General features: G+C 48.4%; 16 protein-coding genes. 8 read left to right on the top strand and 8 right to left on the bottom strand.

The window, feature by feature from the left end:
- The first annotated feature begins 4 nt into the window (after positions 1–4).
- A complete protein-coding gene (gene galK, locus CLV25_RS00940; protein ID WP_131837760.1) occupies positions 5–1,153 on the top strand; it encodes a galactokinase in 1,149 nt (382 codons plus the stop codon).
- 83 nt (positions 1,154–1,236) lie between these two features.
- Here galK and CLV25_RS00935 read toward each other — a convergent pair whose 3' ends face one another.
- The gene (locus tag CLV25_RS00935) at positions 1,237–1,758 is read right to left on the bottom strand and encodes a hypothetical protein (protein WP_131837759.1); all 522 of its coding nucleotides are present in this window, start codon (positions 1,756–1,758) and stop codon (positions 1,237–1,239) included.
- 71 nt (positions 1,759–1,829) lie between these two features.
- Positions 1,830–2,330 carry a flavin reductase family protein gene (locus tag CLV25_RS00930; protein WP_131837758.1) on the bottom strand — a complete coding sequence of 167 codons (501 nt, stop codon included), beginning with the start codon at positions 2,328–2,330 and terminating at the stop codon, positions 1,830–1,832.
- 379 nt (positions 2,331–2,709) lie between these two features.
- Between CLV25_RS00930 and CLV25_RS00925 the strand changes: the two genes are divergently transcribed.
- The gene (locus tag CLV25_RS00925; RefSeq protein WP_131837757.1) at positions 2,710–3,624 is read left to right on the top strand and encodes a DMT family transporter; all 915 of its coding nucleotides are present in this window, start codon (positions 2,710–2,712) and stop codon (positions 3,622–3,624) included.
- 189 nt (positions 3,625–3,813) lie between these two features.
- The gene (locus tag CLV25_RS00920; protein ID WP_165876948.1) at positions 3,814–4,173 is read left to right on the top strand and encodes an FtsB family cell division protein; all 360 of its coding nucleotides are present in this window, start codon (positions 3,814–3,816) and stop codon (positions 4,171–4,173) included.
- Between the two features lie 52 nt (positions 4,174–4,225).
- Here the strand turns inward: CLV25_RS00920 and CLV25_RS00915 are convergent, their stop codons facing one another.
- Positions 4,226–6,922 (bottom strand): cation-translocating P-type ATPase, encoded by a 2,697-nt coding sequence (locus tag CLV25_RS00915; RefSeq protein WP_131837755.1) that lies wholly within the window; start codon positions 6,920–6,922, stop codon positions 4,226–4,228.
- A gap of 291 nt (positions 6,923–7,213) precedes the next feature.
- Between CLV25_RS00915 and CLV25_RS00910 the strand changes: the two genes are divergently transcribed.
- Positions 7,214–8,782, top strand: coding sequence for a hypothetical protein (locus tag CLV25_RS00910; protein ID WP_131837754.1), 1,569 nt, complete (start codon positions 7,214–7,216; stop codon positions 8,780–8,782).
- Between the two features lie 24 nt (positions 8,783–8,806).
- On the top strand, positions 8,807–10,264 hold the full coding sequence (locus CLV25_RS00905; RefSeq protein ID WP_131837753.1) for a DUF5723 family protein: 1,458 nt from the start codon (positions 8,807–8,809) through the stop codon (positions 10,262–10,264).
- A 71-nt stretch (positions 10,265–10,335) separates the two neighbouring features.
- On the opposite strand, the gene CLV25_RS00900 is transcribed toward CLV25_RS00905, so the two are convergent.
- From CLV25_RS00900 to CLV25_RS16090, 4 genes are all read right to left on the bottom strand, one after another.
- Complete coding sequence (locus CLV25_RS00900; RefSeq protein WP_131837752.1) at positions 10,336–11,532, bottom strand: MFS transporter; 1,197 nt, start codon at positions 11,530–11,532, stop codon at positions 10,336–10,338.
- Between the two features lie 151 nt (positions 11,533–11,683).
- Positions 11,684–12,478: an ABC transporter permease gene (locus tag CLV25_RS00895; protein WP_131837751.1), complete on the bottom strand. Its 795-nt coding sequence runs from the start codon at positions 12,476–12,478 to the stop codon at positions 11,684–11,686.
- Positions 12,479–12,557: 79 nt separating this feature from the next.
- Positions 12,558–13,472, bottom strand: coding sequence for an ABC transporter ATP-binding protein (locus CLV25_RS00890; RefSeq protein WP_131837750.1), 915 nt, complete (start codon positions 13,470–13,472; stop codon positions 12,558–12,560).
- 126 nt (positions 13,473–13,598) lie between these two features.
- Positions 13,599–13,730, bottom strand: a complete 132-nt coding sequence (locus CLV25_RS16090; RefSeq protein ID WP_262709449.1) for a hypothetical protein — start codon at positions 13,728–13,730, stop codon at positions 13,599–13,601.
- Between the two features lie 29 nt (positions 13,731–13,759).
- Here CLV25_RS16090 and CLV25_RS00885 point away from each other — a divergent pair, with 29 nt between their 5' ends.
- The 3 genes from CLV25_RS00885 to CLV25_RS00875 all read left to right on the top strand — a co-directional run bounded on the left by CLV25_RS00885 (position 13,760) and on the right by CLV25_RS00875 (position 16,376).
- On the top strand, positions 13,760–14,800 hold the full coding sequence (locus CLV25_RS00885; RefSeq protein ID WP_131837749.1) for a sensor histidine kinase: 1,041 nt from the start codon (positions 13,760–13,762) through the stop codon (positions 14,798–14,800).
- Positions 14,797–15,525 (top strand): LytR/AlgR family response regulator transcription factor, encoded by a 729-nt coding sequence (locus tag CLV25_RS00880; protein ID WP_131837748.1) that lies wholly within the window; start codon positions 14,797–14,799, stop codon positions 15,523–15,525. The genes CLV25_RS00885 and CLV25_RS00880 overlap by 4 nt, the downstream gene beginning before the upstream one ends.
- Positions 15,526–15,620: 95 nt before the next feature.
- Entirely contained in the window at positions 15,621–16,376 is a 756-nt protein-coding gene (locus tag CLV25_RS00875) for a hypothetical protein (RefSeq protein ID WP_131837747.1), read from the top strand.
- Between the two features lie 399 nt (positions 16,377–16,775).
- Here CLV25_RS00875 and CLV25_RS00870 read toward each other — a convergent pair whose 3' ends face one another.
- Positions 16,776–17,468: an HAD family hydrolase gene (locus tag CLV25_RS00870; protein WP_131837746.1), complete on the bottom strand. Its 693-nt coding sequence runs from the start codon at positions 17,466–17,468 to the stop codon at positions 16,776–16,778.
- Positions 17,469–17,616: the final 148 nt, after the last annotated feature.

Genomic DNA, 17,616 nt, shown 5'->3' with positions numbered 1-17,616 from the left:
AAAAATGTTAAAGGAAACAGTTAGAAAATTTTTCCGCGATAGGTTTAGTGCAACTGGGGCTGTTTATGCTGCACCCGGGCGTGTTAACCTTATTGGCGAGCACACCGATTACAATCTTGGCTTTGTTCTTCCGGGAGCAATCGACAAAGCTATTGTTTTGGAGATAAAGCCCAACGGAACAGATGCGTTTAATGTAGCCTCTATCGATTTTAAAGAGGAGACTTCGTTTGTCGCAAACGGGCAAAAGACCCCTTACTCTTGGGCAAACTACATTTTGGGCGTTATTATGGAGTTAAAGGCTTTGGGATACACCACCCCTGGTTTTGACTGCGTATTTGGAGGCAACGTGCCTCTAGGTGGAGGAATGTCTTCGTCAGCAGCTCTCGAAAGCGCCTTTGCTTTTGCCATTAACGATATGAATGGATTTGGGCTTACCCGTATGCAGCTTGCTAAGGTTGGACAACTTGCCGAGCATAACTATGCAGGTGTTCGTTGCGGAATTATGGACCAGTTTGCTTCGCTGCATGGGCAAAAGGACATGCTAATGAAGCTAGACTGCCGCTCCTTGGAGTACGAACTGGTTCCTTTTCAGCTAAACGGATATAAGGTAATTCTTTTAGACACCAACGTAAAGCACACTTTGGCTTCTTCGGAGTATAACGTGCGCAGGAGCCAGTGCGAAGAGGGGGTTGGCGTTATCGCAAAGAAGCATCCGCAGGTGCAAAGCCTACGCGATGTTACTCTCGAAATGCTTGCCGAGGTAAAGGATGAGGTTAGCCCTGTTGTTTACAACCGTTGCGAGTATGTGGTTAAGGAGAATATCCGCCTGAATACTGCTTGTGAGGCTCTTAAGAGCGGCGATATCCTTTTGTTTGGTAGCGAGATGTACGGCTCGCACGAAGGGCTAAGCAAGTTCTACGAGGTTAGCTGCGACGAACTAGATTTCCTTGTTGATGTGGCTAAGTCGGTGCCAGGTGTTATTGGCTCTCGAATGATGGGAGGCGGCTTTGGCGGCTGTACCATTACCGTTGTTGCCGAAGCCAACCACGACGAGTTCGTTGCCAAGGCTGTAGCTCAGTTCGAAGAGCGCTTTGGCAAGAAACCTCTTGTTTACGATGTTGTAATCAGCGATGGCGCGCGTCGGGTAGAATAGTTCGCTAGAATATAAGCTAGCAAGCATATAAGAAAGGAGGATGCCGTTAGGTATCCTCCTTTTGCCTTTTGGGGAAGTTTTTTTTAAGGCTTCTCTATCAATCCTAGCACCTTTAGCAGTATTAGGCAAAGAAGGCTGCCAAATACCATCCCGGGTAGGAGAAACGTTGTTTGCAGAAGTAGCAAAGTAAAACTGCTGCCAGCTACTAAAAGCGAAAGCATGCCGACAACTTCTGCTATAAAAATTAGCGCTAGTAGGTTCCAAAAATTCGTTTGGGCAGCCTTTCTCAGCAGCAACAAAGTAAGCACGAATGCCATAGTTTCTCTTGTTATCTCAAGAATTAGGAACGAAGAACTCTCTCCTATAAAATGGTAGAATAGGAGAGGGGGGATTATAGCGTTTACCAGCCCAAATGTTGTTCCAAAAAATATGGTGCCAACGATTACCGCAACAAGCTGTGGGTAGAAGTACTCGAACGGCTCGGGTAGGCGGCTAAATACCTCCTTCATCAGAAGGTAGGATAGGACGAAGACCAAAAGATATAGGTAAAATTCTACATCCTTTAGGCTATAAGGCTTTTCTTTACGAATGTAAAATGCCAGCATCGTACAATTTTGGTTAGGCCGAAGTGATTTAAAAAAAAGAGAAAAGAATAGGTTAGGTCTTTAACGTATGCCTACTTTGCATACGTATTAACAATTTCTCCAATAAACATTCTATGGTAGTCCTCATGAGGATAGTGTTTCTTTATTTTTTCATCGAGGAGGTTATTTGGGTTTACATCAGCAAAGTATACCTTTCTGCATTCGCACACTAGTTTTGCCTCGCCGAAGTAGGTACTCCCATGTTCTGATAGGATGGGGGTTAACCCGCTTTCCTTGATCTTTTCTACCTTGCGGCCCGATACCGTTCCGCACAGCTGTAGAGTGCTACGATACTTCTCTTCGAAAAACGAAACGGTGAAGTACTCTTCCCTCTCAACAAAGCTGTATGTATGACGGGTTGGACGTATAAAAACTATCACAACGGGCATGTTCCAGAGTTCTCCAAATCCACCCCACGAGGCTGTCATCGTGTTGCAATCCTCCGGATTACCAGCAGTGATAAGCATCCAGTCTTTTCCAACGAGCTTTGTGGCGCTCTTCTTCACTTCATTAATATCTACTTTTTTTAGCATATCGTCAACGTTAAAGGTTTTACCTAAAGCAATATTAATCCGTTTTGGCAACATATCAACTACTCTTACAATTTTTTTTATTTTTTCTTTGAGTTCGGGTGCATAGTTGTAGTTTACGTCTAAAAAGTTTTCTCTGAGTAGGCAGAATCGTATGTTGTTCTGTTCTTTTTATTCTTCAAAAAGAGCAAGATAAATGAGGGGGAATACCTCGCAAATTTGCAGCCTATCATAATGAAATGTAGGGATTCCGCTAAGTGTGCCCCTGTTTTAAGACGCATCTATCTTTACTTAACAGGCTCAGCTTCGGTGTTGTCCAAAAATCGGTTGTTGACAAACCTAATGTTGGGTGAGAATGCTACCTTTGGCCAAACTTTTTTTAATGGAACACCACATTGGTCAGCTGGCAGCGCTTGCAACCGCATTCTGTTGGACGATTACCGGAATAACTTACCAAATTGCAGGGAAGAAGATCGGATCGGTAAACGTGAACATGATCCGAATGGTTATAGCCATCGTGCTTCTTTCCACCTATGGCTACATAGCATATGGTAGCTTCCTACCCGTAAACGCAACCCCGCACAATCTTCTTTGGCTATCGCTATCGGGGCTTGTTGGCTTCGTTTTTGGAGATTTGTGCCTATTTCAGGCCTATGTAGTTGTTGGCGCCCGCGTGGGGATGCTGGTAATGACCCTCAGCTCTCCCATTGCGGCCATCTTTGGTTGGCTGATAATGGGCGAAACCATGTCGGCCATGAGCCTGTTGGGGATGGCGCTAACCCTTGGGGGAATTGCGCTGGTAATCCTCGAGCGTCCCACCGATAGTTCCGAAAATGGGAGAGAAAATGGCAAACTGCGTCTTTCCTATCCGTTAAAAGGAATTCTGCTTGCCCTAGGGGGCGCGTTTGGTCAAGGTTTTGGGCTTGTGCTAAGCAAGTACGGTATCGGCAACTACAATGCCATTCAAGGGACTCAAATCAGGGCCATAGCAGCCCTTGTAGGCTTTGCTGTGGTGTTCTTTTTTATTCGCCAGTGGCCAAAGTTTTTTCAGTCGCTTCGCAGTCCCAAGGTGATAAGCGTAGTAGCCATTGGCTCCGTATTTGGGCCCTTCCTTGGGGTATCGCTCTCGCTATTTGCCATACAGCATACCACAACAGGGGTGGCTTCTACCATCATGTCCATAATGCCAATTCTTATAATTCCTGTATCAATCCTTTTGTTCAAGGAAAAGGTGACGCTAAAGGAGGTTATAGGAGCCCTTATTGCCATAGGTGGAGTTGGCCTATTCTTTTTGTAGCGCGAACCTTCACGGTTGTTCTTGCCCCTTGCCATTGGATTTGTGGTCATGCTCTTCCTGTTGGGTTTATTTTCATCTATTAGGGTGACATTCAAAATTGATCGACTTTACGATCCAATAGATACTTCTCTGTTTTGATGGCGCTTTTTATGCGGTTTCTTACTATATTCGCATTATTAGATGCAAGCCATGAAAGAGACCGAAGAGAACGACGATAACAAACTAGGACATACCTCTCAAAAGGGGCATTCTGCAAAGTTTTTTCTGATGCAGTCGCTCCTAGTACTAAGGAATAAGTACGTACTTACCATTGTGGTTTTTTTGGTGTGGCTCACCTTTTTTGATCGCTACAACTTGGTAGACATGCTCAATAACGTATCTACCATACGCGAAATGGAGGCCGAGAAGGATTACTACAAGGCTAGGATTAAGGAGGATAGTACGCGGATTATGGAACTTACCACCAATAATGAAAATCTCGAAAAGTACGCCCGCGAGCAGTACCTGATGAAAAAGCCCGACGAGAAGATATTCATCGTAAAACAATAAAAAAGGAGGATGCGCAATAAAGCATCCTCCTTTTTTATTTTATGTGTTAAGTCTAGATCTTATCCTTCGAGATTAGTTTAAATACCTCCCCAAACAGCAGCACCAGCGAACCAGCGCCAATGGCCACTAGCCATCCGTTGATGCTGATATCTACGTTGCCAAAGGCAGTTTGTAGCACACCAATCTTGGTGGTAGCCCAAACGATGGCAATGCCTACGATGCTCGATATAACCAGAGGAATATTTCCTAACAGTCTAGACTTGAATGCTGATGTATTCAGCGAACGGTTGTTGAGACTGTTGAATAGTCTTGCAAAAATTAGCGTTAGGAAGAACAGGGTTTGTGCTTGTAGCGGCTGAAGCTCAAATATGGTTACACTTGCATAGTATACTGCAAAGGTTACCAGTGCAATGGCCATACCAAGCGACATTATGCGTAGCAAGCCCATTCGGGTGATGATTCCCTCGCTTACAGTGCGAGGCTTGCGGTGCATTATGCCTCCTTCCGATGGTTCTAGGCTAATGGCAATGGCTATTAGTCCATCCATAATAAAATTGATGAACAAAATTTGAACAGGCGTTAGCGGTAGGGCAAGGCCAAAAACAAAGGCAAGTATAATGGCAAAAACGGTACCCGCATTTCCGCTAAGCAGGAAGATGAGGAACTTCTTGATGTTTTCGAAGATGGTTCGTCCTTCCTCTACTGCGGCAACAATGGTTACAAAGTTGTCGTCGGTAAGTATCATATCGGCAGCTTCCTTGCTTACGTCGGTTCCGGTGATGCCCATTGCAACGCCTATGTTGGCCTTTTTGAGCGCTGGGGCATCGTTAACGCCGTCTCCGGTCATTGCTGCAATGTTGCCTTGCTTCATTAGCGATTCTACGATGCGGAGCTTATGCTCTGGAGCAATACGCGCAAATACCGAAGCCTTGTTTACAGCAATATCCAGTTCGCTTTGGCTCATCTTTTCGACATCAGAGCCTGAGAATACCTGCGACTCATCATGGGCAATCTTTAGCTCCTTTGCTATGGCAAATGCCGTAGCCTTATGGTCTCCCGTAATCATGATGGTTCTAATGCCCGCTTTCTTGCAGGTGGCAATGGCTGGCTTAACCTCTTCGCGGGGTGGATCTATCATTGCAACAAATCCTGCTAAAATCATATTGGTTAGGGCATCGTCGGTTAGCTGTTCTTGTTCGTCAATCATCTTATAGGCAACGGCAATAACGCGAAGGGCATTTGCGGCAAAGCCAGCAACCGTACTGTTAATACTGCTTTCAACCTCTGTCGTTAGCGGTTGTGCACCGTTCGGCGCTTCTACCATCGAGCACTTACCCATAACAACCTCAAAAGCTCCTTTCAGAACTACCATTCTGCCGCCTGATGTGCTATGAGCCGTTGCCATATACTTCTTATCCGACGTGAATGGAATCTCATCTACGCGTGGGTTCTCTTTTTTGATGGCTTCAGTATCAATCTTGGCTTTTTGGGCAGTAGTTACAATAGCCCCCTCGGTAGGATCTCCAAGAATATCCCAGCCTTCATCGGTAAGTTTAAGCTCGGCATCGCTGCAGAGAACTCCGTACGTAAGCACTTTTATCAGGCATGGGTTTGCGGCACCATGCTTTACCTTGTGACCGTTAAGAATTATATTGCCTTCGGGGGAGTATCCGCTTCCATCAACATCGAAGGTGGTAGCATCGGCGTATACCTTACGGATAGTCATCTCATCTTTGGTAAGCGTACCGGTTTTGTCGGTGCAAACTACGTTTACGGCACCAAGCGTTTCTACAGCCGGAAGCTTGCGGATGAGCGCTCTGCGCTTAACCATACGCTGAACGCCTAGGGCAAGCCCAATGGTAACAACAGCAGGTAAGGCCTCTGGAATAATTGCAACGGCTAGCGCAACTGCCCATATGAAGGCATCAAGGATCGTTCCTCCGTTGATAAAGTAGGAGAATGCCGAGAGTACAAGGGCAATTACAATTGCAATGATGCCGATGTTGCTTCCAAGTTTGTCAAGATTCTTCTGAAGCGGTGTTTGCTCGGTCTTCGTATTCTGGAGCATGGTAGCAATCTTTCCGAACTCGGTATTCGCACCCGTTCCTACCACTACCCCTTTGCCTCTACCGTTGGAAACTGAGGTTCCCATAAACAGAAGGTTCTTTCTGTCGCCAAGTGGAATGCTATCACCCTCTATGGCTTGGGTGAATTTTTCAACCGGTAGCGACTCTCCTGTAAGTGCGGCTTCTTCCACCTGAAGGTTGTTGCTCTCGATTAGCCGGATATCCGCAGGAACCTTGTTCCCGTAGGTAATGATGGCAATATCACCAGGCACCAGCTCCGACGATGGAACCTCTATGGTTTGGCCATTACGTAGTACGGTTGCCGATGGCGAGGCCATCTTTCGGAGGGCCTCTAGTGCCTTTCCTGCTTGGTACTCTTGCAGCGTTCCCAGTATGGCTGCCAATACTACAATTACAAATATTGATATGGATTCGACCTGCTTGCCTAAGATTAGCGATATGGTAGCCGAAACGATCAGCACTATAATTAGTACATTGGCAAACTGCGATGCTAGTATCGAAAGTAATGATGATTTTTCCTCTGTTGCCAGCTCATTTTTGCCAAACTTCTCGAGCCTTTTGGCTGCCTCGTCGGCTGTAAGCCCTGTTTCTTTCGCGCCTAGAGCGTTAAGCGTATCGCTGCTGCTTATGCTATGCCACTCTTTTTGTGGTTTCTCTTCCATTTCTGTTTGTTTTTGAATTACAATGTCCTAAAATTAACCGAATATTGGAACTATACCAAGCCCGATTTTGCTTTTTAAGGTAGGTGCTACCCTGTTGGTTATGTGCGCTATTGGGCATGGAGAAGCTTCGGTTGGTGTTTTTTGGAAGTTGAAGGATGCTCTGAAAATACTTCACAAAACATCTTGTTGTGATAGCAGCTTACGATGGAGGGCGTGTTAAATAGATTCAACACAGAGGGGACAATCCTATATTGTTTACTTTTGCGGGCGTAAAGTAAAATACATAGCAGCATGATTTTTAAGAACCGTCCTTTTTGGGCAATTCTCGTTGCATTGGGCCTTGCATCCTGCGCTAAAGAGGATTATAACATTGACAGGATATCTTCGTCCGTAAATGTTAATCCAGCTATAGCGTTTCCTATTGCTAGTGGCTCCATTATGCTCGAGCAGGTGTTGCCTAAGACCAATGACACTACCAACTACATCTATGTGGATAGCGATAAGCTTCTGCATTTGGTTTATAAGCAAACATTCGATTCGCTTAGCTTTGGTAGGTATGCCAACATTGTAAAGGACGTGCAGGGCAGTACCTCTATTGCTGCTCCAAATGGGGTTTCGTTTCCAACTACTACCGTTACTGGACAAACTTCATTTAGTTTTGCTATTAGTTTAGATAGGGCCGATCAAACGTTGGAGGAGGCATTGCTCGAGAGCGGAATGCTTACGGTTAGCAATAGTGCCTCGTTTAGTGGATCATTTTCCTACACAATAGTGTCGCAGGATATTGTAGGTGTAAATGGTGTTGCGCTTACAAAAACGTTTAACCAAAGCACGAGCCTGAATCTTGCCGGATATCGGATTAAGCCCTATGGGGGCAAGCAAATTCGCTTTAGTATTAGCTACTCTATTACCAAGCAAAGTAGCGGCACTACCAACGATAATGTCAGCCTGTCGTTTGGGCTAAGCTCTCTCCGCGTAAAGGAGCTGGTAGGAAACTTGGGGCAGCTTAATATCTCGCTTCAAAACAATTCGCTTCCGTTAGACTTTAGCGATATGGTAGACAAGGTTGGCGATTTCGACATAAAGAACCCTCAGATAAAGCTGATCTTTAAAAATCAGGCTATACTGCCGTTTGCCTTTTCTCATAGTGGCGTTACGGCAATCAAAGATGGTAAGGCCTATAACATTACTGGGCTCCCTTCTCCAATAAATATTTATTCGCCAACCTATGGGGTCGAAAAGGTGAAGATTAGCGAAGCTACAATCGATCCGAACACCAACTTGGTGAGCGTTCTTGCAATGTTCCCTCAGACTTTGAACTTTAACGGTAGTTTGGTGACAAATCCTGTTAGCATTCCTGCGGTAAAGAATAGGATAAACACTGCCGATAAACTGTACGTTGGTGCTGTGGCTGATCTTCCTCTCGATGTAAAGCTGTCTAATGTAGTTTTGAGGGATACCACTTCGTACGATTTTTCGAGCATCGTAAAAGATTCGAAAAGCATAGACCAGATGAAACTTCAGTTTCAGGTTAAGAACGGCTTTCCTCTCGACCTTAAGGTTGCAGCTGTTATTGTTGATGCTGCCGGAAATATTCTCGACAACGTATTTGCCGTTCCTTTTGATGTTAAGGCGGCTTCTACCCAAAATGAGAAGGTGGTTGCTGCTACAGAATCGAAAGTTGAGGTATCCTATAACCAGCAGCGCATTCAGAAACTGAAGGCTGGCGATCGTATTGTGTTTATATCTACAGTAAATACTGCCGGTAGCAGTAGCGGGCAAACCGTTAAGCTTCTTGCCAGCTACAAGGTCGACATTGCGGTTGTTGGCTTTATTCAGGCAAACTTAAACAACCTGTAGGACGCAGAACTTACCTAGAAGAAAATGAGGAAAACTATTATATCCGCCGTATTGCTAGCGGCTAGCCTTGCTGGTGCCAAGGCTCAAGACAAGACCCTTTACTACATGACGAGGGTTCCCCAAGCATCGTTTCTGAATTCGTCTGCTACTCCCGACTTCTCTACCTATGTGGGGTTTCCGGGGCTATCTAACGTTAGCGCTGCCTACAACAACTCGTCGTTTGCGCTTGTAGACGTTCTAAAGAAGGGGACAGGTTTGCAGAGAGATTCATTAGTATTCGACATAGATGGGCTTTCGAAGAATATCGGCAAGATGAACTTTATCCGCGTGGATAACAATATCGATCTGCTATCGTTTGGATTTAGGGTAAACCACTTTTACGGTCACTTCAATATTTCTTCTAAAACATCTGCTGGGTATAGCTACCCTAAGGGGCTCGTTGATCTTCGGTATGGTAACTACGACTTCAAAACCAACCGTCCGCGAACCATCAACCTTAACGATATGGCCGTAAATGGTTTCTCGTACGTGGAACTGGGCTTAGGACTCTCTCAGGAGGTAAATGAGAAGCTGTCGGTAGGAGGCCGCTTTAAAGTGCTTAGTGGTTTAGCTGCTATCCGCACCAGCAAGCTTAAGGCAAACATTGTTACCTCCGACGATTTCCAGAAGTCGACACTGAACGTAGATGCCGAGATGTTTGTGTCGGCACCGAACCTGACCTTTGGCTACGACAGCGAGGGGAAAATCAACGACGTTAGCTTTGACGACAACGGGGCAAATGGCTCTAAAGACTACAAGATAGGCTCTAACCTAGGGCTGGGCGTCGATTTTGGCGCAACCTATAAGATGAACGATAAGCTAACCTTTTATGGCAGCCTCGTCGATCTTGGCTTTATCCGATGGAATAGCAACGGCTACAAGGTGGTGTCGAAGGGAAGCTACGATTTTAGCGGAGCCGATATTACCCCCGACGAAAATGGTGATGTAGATTTCGATAAGGCAATGGAGGCAATAGGCGATACGCTGAAGTCGAAGTTTACGCCAACCGATAAGAATGCCAAGTTTACCACGCTGCTAAAGACAAAGGCCTACTTTGGGGCAACCTATAGCGCACTTAGCTGGCTGAGCTGCGGTGCGCTTCTGCGTGGCGGTTTCTACGGCAGCTACTTCGATCCTGCCGTAACGCTCTCGGCCAACGCAACCCCTTTTAAGGCGCTAGCATTCTCGCTTACCTACTCTATCTACAACCGAAGCATGAACAATTTTGGGGCAGGTATTGTAGTAGGAGGGAAGCCGATTCAGCTTTACATTGTTACCGACAACATTCTCTCGCGCATGGTTAACCTAAAGGGAGACGATGGCTCGTCGCTGCTGGTTCCCGGATACACCCGAAGCATGAACATTCAGTTTGGAATTAACCTCTTCTTTGGATGGAAGGGAAAGAAGCGCGTAGCCGAACCGATTACCTGCGATCAGCCATAGATGATTGCGCTACGATAGATTCCGAAGGTATAACGATTAATCCCGCACTGGTTGCGGGATTTTTTTTGTGCTTAGCGGCTATTCGTGTTGGTGCCGTTGCCAACAAAAAAGGCAAAGTAGCTGGCAACTACTGCTGCTGCAATTCCTGTAATCGTAAAGGTGGCGCTAGCACCAAGCGTCATCCAGATTATCCCGGCCAACGAGCTGGCCAGCATCGTACAGATGCTCTGAAATCCGGTAAAGGTGCCAATAGCTGTTGCCGTATCCTTCTTGTCGGCAATGTTGGTTATCCAGGCTTTGGATATGCCCTCGGTGGCTGCAGCGTAAATGCCGTAAAGGAAAAACATGGCTGCAATGGCGTAGCTGCTGGCAAAGTAGCCCATCCCAAGGTAGGTGGCTGCGAAAATGCAAAGACCAACAACAAGCACCCGCTTTAGCCCAATTCTATCGGCAAGAATGCCCATAGGGAAGCTGAATAGCGCGTACACAAGGTTGTAGAATATGTAGATGCCAATTACGGCTGTGTCGCTTAGCCCTGCCTGCTTTGCCTTGAGCAGCAGGAATACATCGGAACTGTTGAAAAGGGTGAAGGCTAAAAGCCCCACAGCAACCTCTCGGTAGCGTGCTGGTGATACCCTCCAGTAGCCAATAAAGGAGAAGAACGAGCGGTGGCTTTTGCTCGTTGTTGGTTGTTTCACCTTCGCCTTGTCCTTGTCGGAAAGGAGGAGGGTGGCTGCTATGGCAAGTAGTCCCGGAATAAAGGCAATGAAGAATAGGGCTCTGTAGCTCTCGGGGTGGAGGTGCAGAAAAAGCAGCGCCAGCGCTGGCCCTAGCACGGCCCCCAGCGTATCCATCGAGCGGTGAAATCCGAAGACCTTACCCTTCGTTTGGGGAGTAGCCTCGTCGGAGAGGATGGCGTCGCGGGCGCCCGTTCTAACCCCCTTGCCAATGCGGTCGATGGTTCGGGCGGCAAAAACCCAGAGCGGGAGGATAAGGATCGCCATCATGGGCTTGGATATGGCGCTTAGCGCGTAGCCCACCCGGACAAACGGAACCCGCCGGCCGCTGCTGTCCGACAGCTTGCCGAAGTACCCCTTGCTCAGCCCGGCCGTAGCCTCGGCCACCCCCTCCAGAACACCAATGAGCACCACCGAAAATCCGATAGATCTTAGGTAGAACGGCATGATGGGGTACAGCATCTCGCTTGCAGTGTCGGTAAAGAGGCTTACCAGCGATAGAATCCAGATGGTGCGGGTGATGGATTTCATGGTGCGGGTAGAATTGTTGGATTGGCCTTCGTGCTTTAGAACTTTGGCGCACCTAAATATACGAGCTTGTTCGGGTGTTTGCTGAATAAAAAATCCTCAACCTTAATGGTGGAGGATTTTTATTTCTTAGTTTCTGCTGTATGAACTCCCGCTACACCGCCATCCGCTTGGTGCAGGCCCGGTACCAAGCCGCTAGGCTAAAGAGTACGAAGTAGCCGCCCACCGTAATCAGCTCCTTGGCGGCGAAGAGCGGTTCGTGCGCAGCCACAATCTTGTAGTAGCTCATTCCGCTTACCATAGGGTAGTAGGTAGGTATCAGAAAGGCGTACTTCCACCCTGCCACAATGGTAACTACAATGAAGAGCGAGATGCCTATGCCCATCGACTTCACCTGATTCTTGATCTCGAAGCAAACGAAGTAGTACACCGATAGGATGCCGAAGCTGCATACCAGCACCTTTGCGGTAAGCGCAGCGCAGTGCTGCCACGGTATGGCCGATAGGATAAACCCTAAGTCTGGCTTAATGAAGGCTAGCAGCATCCCAGCTGCAATGGTGAGCAGCATCGTAAGCAGGTGCGCCGATAGGTTTAGCGTAAAGAGCATGGCCATCTTGCTCCAAAAGATGATGTGCTTGCTGTAGGGTAGGGTATAGGCCAGCCTCCAGGTGGCGTTCTTGTGCTCGAGGTTCAGCAGTTGGCTGGCGAGCAGAATAAGGTACATCGGAAGAAACACCATGGCGGCGGCATCCCAAATTTTAGCGATGAAGGGTAGCCAAGGATCGACCTTTGGGGGAAGCAGGTGGTGCCCCTTAAAGTAGAAGCCCAGCAGGAATATGAGCAGTATAAAGAAGGGCCCTATGTAGGTAAGCCAGTAGGCTGCAGTTCCCTTCGACTTGATGGTTTCGGCCTTAAAGGCAGCGCCGAATTGCTGTAGTGCGGTTCTCATTGTTGATCGGATTTTCGGTTTGCGATAAACGATTTGCGATGTGCAAAATCACATGCCAAATGCATCTTGCTTCTTGTGTCTATTTGTTATCCTCGAGCAGCTTCACGTACATCTCCTCTAGGGTTTGGTGCTCCTTGTGGATGCCAAACACCTCCACCCCCTGCGTTACCAGCTGGTGGTTGCAGCGGGCAATCTCCCTATCGGTAGTATACTCGAAGCCCACCTTAATGGAGCCATTCTGTCGGATCTCCAGCGGCCTGTCGAGCACGCTGCTGAGGCCCTCGGTGCTACCCACGGTAAACCATACCCGCTTTTGGGTGGCTATGCGCTCGGTGAGCTGTTCGATGGGGCCCTCGAACACCGCCTGCCCCTGGTTGATGATGGATAGGTGGGTGCAGAGCTTTTCTACCTCCGAGAGCAGGTGGCTGGATACGAAGATGGTAGTGCCCAGCTGCTGGTTGATGCGGATCAGCAGCTCGCGGATCTCGATGATGCCGTTGGGGTCTAGCCCGTTCGATGGCTCGTCGAGCACCAGCAGCTCGGGCTTGGGCAGCAGCGCCATGGCTAGGGCCAGCCGCTGCTTCATGCCTAGCGAGAACTCCGATACCTTTAGCTTGGCTGTGGCGCTGAGGCCCACCAGCTGCAGCGCCTCGGCGATGGTCTGTTGGGGTAAATCGTGTGACAGCCTTACGATCTCTAGGTTGCGGTAGGCCGTCAGGTGCTCGTAAAAGGTGGGCGTGTCAATTAGCGACCCGATGCGCGAAAGGATGGCGATTCGTTTCGTACTGTGGCTATCGCCAAAAACGGTTACGATGCCTTCCTGCGCCTTTAGCAGCCCCATCACCACGCGGATGGTGGTGCTCTTCCCCGAACCGTTGGGCCCTAAGAATCCGTAGATGCTCCCCTGCGGAATGCGCAGCGAGAAGCGGTTGAGCACCTTTACCCCATTTGGATACGCAAAGGATACGTTGTTTAGTTCTACAATTGGTTGCATAGTTTATGGACGTTTGATTTTAGATGTTAGACTTTAGATGCTAGATTGCTGCAAGGCTCAACTAGACTAGCGGGTTGCCTTGCAAATCCATCACAAACATCTCGCTTTACCTTCTGTACTTCAACTTTATTCGACAAACATGCCGGAGGTGTAGGCAAACGGAGGAAAGGGGTGTGCATTGCTGTACTTGCTTCCGTTCTTGTCGTTTGTCGCAGCATGGCGCGTTTTTGTCGAAAAGGAAGGGGCGTTTGCCGTCATTTTTCTTACTTTGTGTAAAAAAGGAAGGAATGGAAAAGGTCGTTTGCTTTGCCCGGCAGCATGGATTAGTTATCGCAGCACACCTGCTGCTGATGACGCTGCTGCTTATTGTAAGCTCGTTCCAAAAGTTTATACTGCTATTTGCCGTTAGCACTATTGTTCCCATATACTACAACCACTTTAAGCTTATTCCGCGCTTGCTCAATCGGCGTCAGCTGTGGGGCTACATCGGGAGCGTGGTGCTGATGTTGATAGCCTACTATGCGCTTATTTACATAGTAATTGCGATCTCCTTCCATATGGGGGAAACGTTTGGGGTTACCAAGTATCGCCCACAAGGGTATTTCGACAGCATATTCTTTGGAATGACCACTTCGCTTACAATGCTGCTGATCATCATGGGCCTGGTTACCTCAATAATCCGTCTGATGGCCGACTCGATGGCGGTGGCCGAGATGCGGGAGCGGCTTAGCTCGGTTCAGAGCGAAAAGGTGGCGGCCGAGCTAACCGGGCTTAAGTCGCAGATCAACCCCCACTTCTTCTTCAATGCGCTCAACAGCATTTATGCCCTTTCGTTGGATGCCTCGCCGCAAACCCCAACCTACATCCTTAAGCTCTCGGGGTTGATGCGCTACGTGCTCTACGAGTGCAACCAGCCCTTCGTGCCGTTGAGCAAGGAGGTCGACTTCCTTCGATCCTACATCGACTTGCAGGAGATTCGCCTTTCGGAGGGCAACCGCGTGCTCTTCGACGTGCAGGTCGAGGACGACCAGCAGCCCATTGCCCCGCTGCTCTTCCTTCCGCTGGTCGAAAACTGCTTTAAGCATGGCCTTTGCGGTGGCGCCAACGCAACAATTCGGGTTGTGCTGCATGCCGATGGCGGTACCGTACGCTTCTATACGGAGAATCCGTGCAACCCAGCCGTTACCACTAAGGGCGATAAGGAGCGCAGCCGCATAGGGCTAAGCAACGTGGTAAAGCGGCTCCAGCTGATCTACCCCGGTAGGCATACGGCCTCGTATCAGGCAACCGATCGTATATTTACTTCCGAAATAACCATACAGCCATGAATGCTCGCTGCCTAATTGTCGACGACGAACCGCTAGCCCAGCGGGTGGTAGAAAAGTACATAGAGCAAATCCCGGTGCTAGCGCTAGCGGGTAAGTGCTCCTGCGCTATGGATGCTATCCCATACCTAACCGGGGGTGGGGTCGATCTGGTATTTCTCGACATCAATATGCCCACCCTAACCGGCGTAGATTTCCTTCGCTCGCTAAAGAATCCTCCGTTGGTGATCATCACCACCGCATACCCCGAGTATGCCATCGAGGGGTTCGAGCTCGATGCGGTGGACTATCTCCTCAAGCCAATCCCCTTCGAGCGCTTCTTTAAGGCGGTGAATAAGGCAATCGAGCGCCTGCGCTTGGGCACCGCGCAGGCCGTATTGGCGGTTGCCCCCTCGGTCGAAGCGCCCCATACCGCCGAAAGTGCAACCCTTACCGTAAAGGCCGATAAGCGTATCTACAAGATCCCATTGGCCTCAATCTTCTTTATCGAGGGGCTGGGCGATTACGTCATCATTCATACGGCGAAGGGGAAAATTACCTCGCACGACACCATGAAGCGGCTGGAGGCCGAGCTGCGGCGCCCCGATTTTCTGCGAATCCACAAGTCGTACATCATTGCCGTAGCAAAGGTTGAGTACATAGAGGGCAACGCCGTTAAGGTGGGCGACGAGCTTATCCCCGTCGGGAAGAGCTACCGTGACGAGGTTTTGCCGTTGCTGGAACGGTAGATTTTTTGGGGTGAAGGTAATAAAACCGCCATTCGTTCCGTTTACTACCTGTAGTGCCGTTTTTTCTTATATTTGTGCAAACGATAAAAATAGCTATGAAGAGATTACTACTTCTTTCTTTGATCGGAATTGTTGGGCTACTAGGTGCCGGAAAGGCCAAAGCCCAGCTGCATAACATGGGGCTTCAAATGTCTATGGTAAACCCTAAAGGTAGCGATGCCGCTAAGCGAGGTTTTAACAGCTTGTACGGAGGCCTATTCTACGAGTACCGCTTCACCGGTGCCGATATCGACAAGAACGAGCTCCGCGACCATTTCGGGTTGGAGTTTGGCCTTAACTATACGGAGTTTATTAAAAAGGGGAACTGGGATTTGTCGAAGTATGCTACTAGCAAGTATTCTGGGTTTGATGCATTTTTTGGCAATAATTCGCCCGCTATTCGTTCGAGCAATAAGGGGGTAAACTTTTATACCGCTCCAAAATTCTATGTGGAGGTCTACCCAGAGCTGGTCGAACTTTACGTAATGGGTAAGGTCGGGCTACAGTATTTAAGTTCTTCGGGCTCTATTGCTGCTCTCAATAACCAATCATGGAAGGCAAAGTCTTCGAGTAATACCAACTTTTTTGTTGGCGCAGCGGTAGGCTTTGAGCTAAAGCTGGGAACTGTTTTTGTTGGGGCTAACTTTGGGTTTGATACAAATTCGCCAAAGAAGGCAATGGAAAAACAGACATATACCCCCCCTATCGAAGGATCTCCGATCACTATAAATCCATTTGGTAAAATGGGAAATCTCTGGGGCAACTCGGTGCTAGAATTCAAGATTAAGGCGCTGCTTAACGCACAGGACTAATGTAACCCCTAAATCAAAAGAGGAGGCTTTCCGCAAGGGGCCTCCTCTTTTGATTTCTTTACCTACCCTTGTTTAGGCTATGTATTTAGCCCTCCAGAGCGTGCATTCGGTAAGCTAGGCTGTGCATTTGGTCATTCAGGCTATGCATCTGGATAGTTAGAATGTGCATTTAGTAAGTTAGGCTGTGCATTTAGTAAGTTAGAGTATGCATCTAGTCTTCCAGAGCGTGCATTTAGAAAGGTAGAATGTGCATTTGGTTAGTTAGAATGTGCATCTGGTCATCCAGGCTGTGCATCTAGAGAGTTAGAATGTGCATCTAGCCTTCCAGAGCGTGCATCTGGTAAACTAGAGGATGCATTTAGCCCTCCAGACAGCGCATTTGCCCATTTCGTAGGTGCATTACAGGTTAGCGATGGCCTCTTTTGCCTCAAGGATGGAGGCTACCTCTCGGAATCGGGGGCTGTCAACCTTTACGTCGGTTTTGTCGAGGCTCCAGTGCGTGTGGAAGGGGATGTGGATGCCGTATCCGCCTAGCTTGATCACCGGGATGATGTCCGATTTGAGCGAGTTGCCCACCATCAGAAACTCCTCGGGCTGCACGTCGAGATGCTTGAGCAGCTTAAGGTAGTCGCTTGGCGCCTTTTCCGACATAATCTCTACGTGGTGAAAGTAGCCTTCGATCCCCGACTTGCGCAGCTTGCGCTCCTGGTCGAGCAGGTCGCCCTTGGTGGCAACCACCAGGCGGTACTGGCCGTGCAGGGCCTTTAGGGTTTCTTCCACCCCTTCGAGCAGCTCCACCTCGTGGTTTAGCTGCTCCTTTCCAAGGCTAATAATGCGGGCTATGGTTTCAGCGTCGAGCGTTCCGTTGGAGATGCGCAGGGCCGTTTCGATCATCGACAGCGTAAAGGCCTTTACCCCGTATCCGTAAAGCGGAATGTTGTCCGATTCGGTCTTGAGCAGCTCGCGCGATATCTCGTGGGGTTTCAGCAGGTGGTCGAGGAGGCCTATAAACTTCATTTCGGTTTCCTGAAAGTAGGGCTCGTTGACCCAAAGCGTATCGTCGGCATCGAATGCAATTACTTTTACTGGCATGGCTTGCTGATTTTGCCGTAAAGATAGGAAAAAGTGAGGGAGTGAGTAGGGAGTAGGGAGTAGGGAGTAGGGAGTAGGGAGTAGGGAGCGAGAACTAGTTCGCTCGTTTTTTGTCGCACATCTCACATCCCCCATCGCAAATCCCCCA

The organism is Acetobacteroides hydrogenigenes, from assembly GCF_004340205.1.
GTDB classification, from domain to species: Bacteria; Bacteroidota; Bacteroidia; order Bacteroidales; family ZOR0009; genus Acetobacteroides; species Acetobacteroides hydrogenigenes.
Note: the sequence above shows the minus strand (reverse complement) of the source record. Positions and strands in the feature narration are given on the sequence as shown.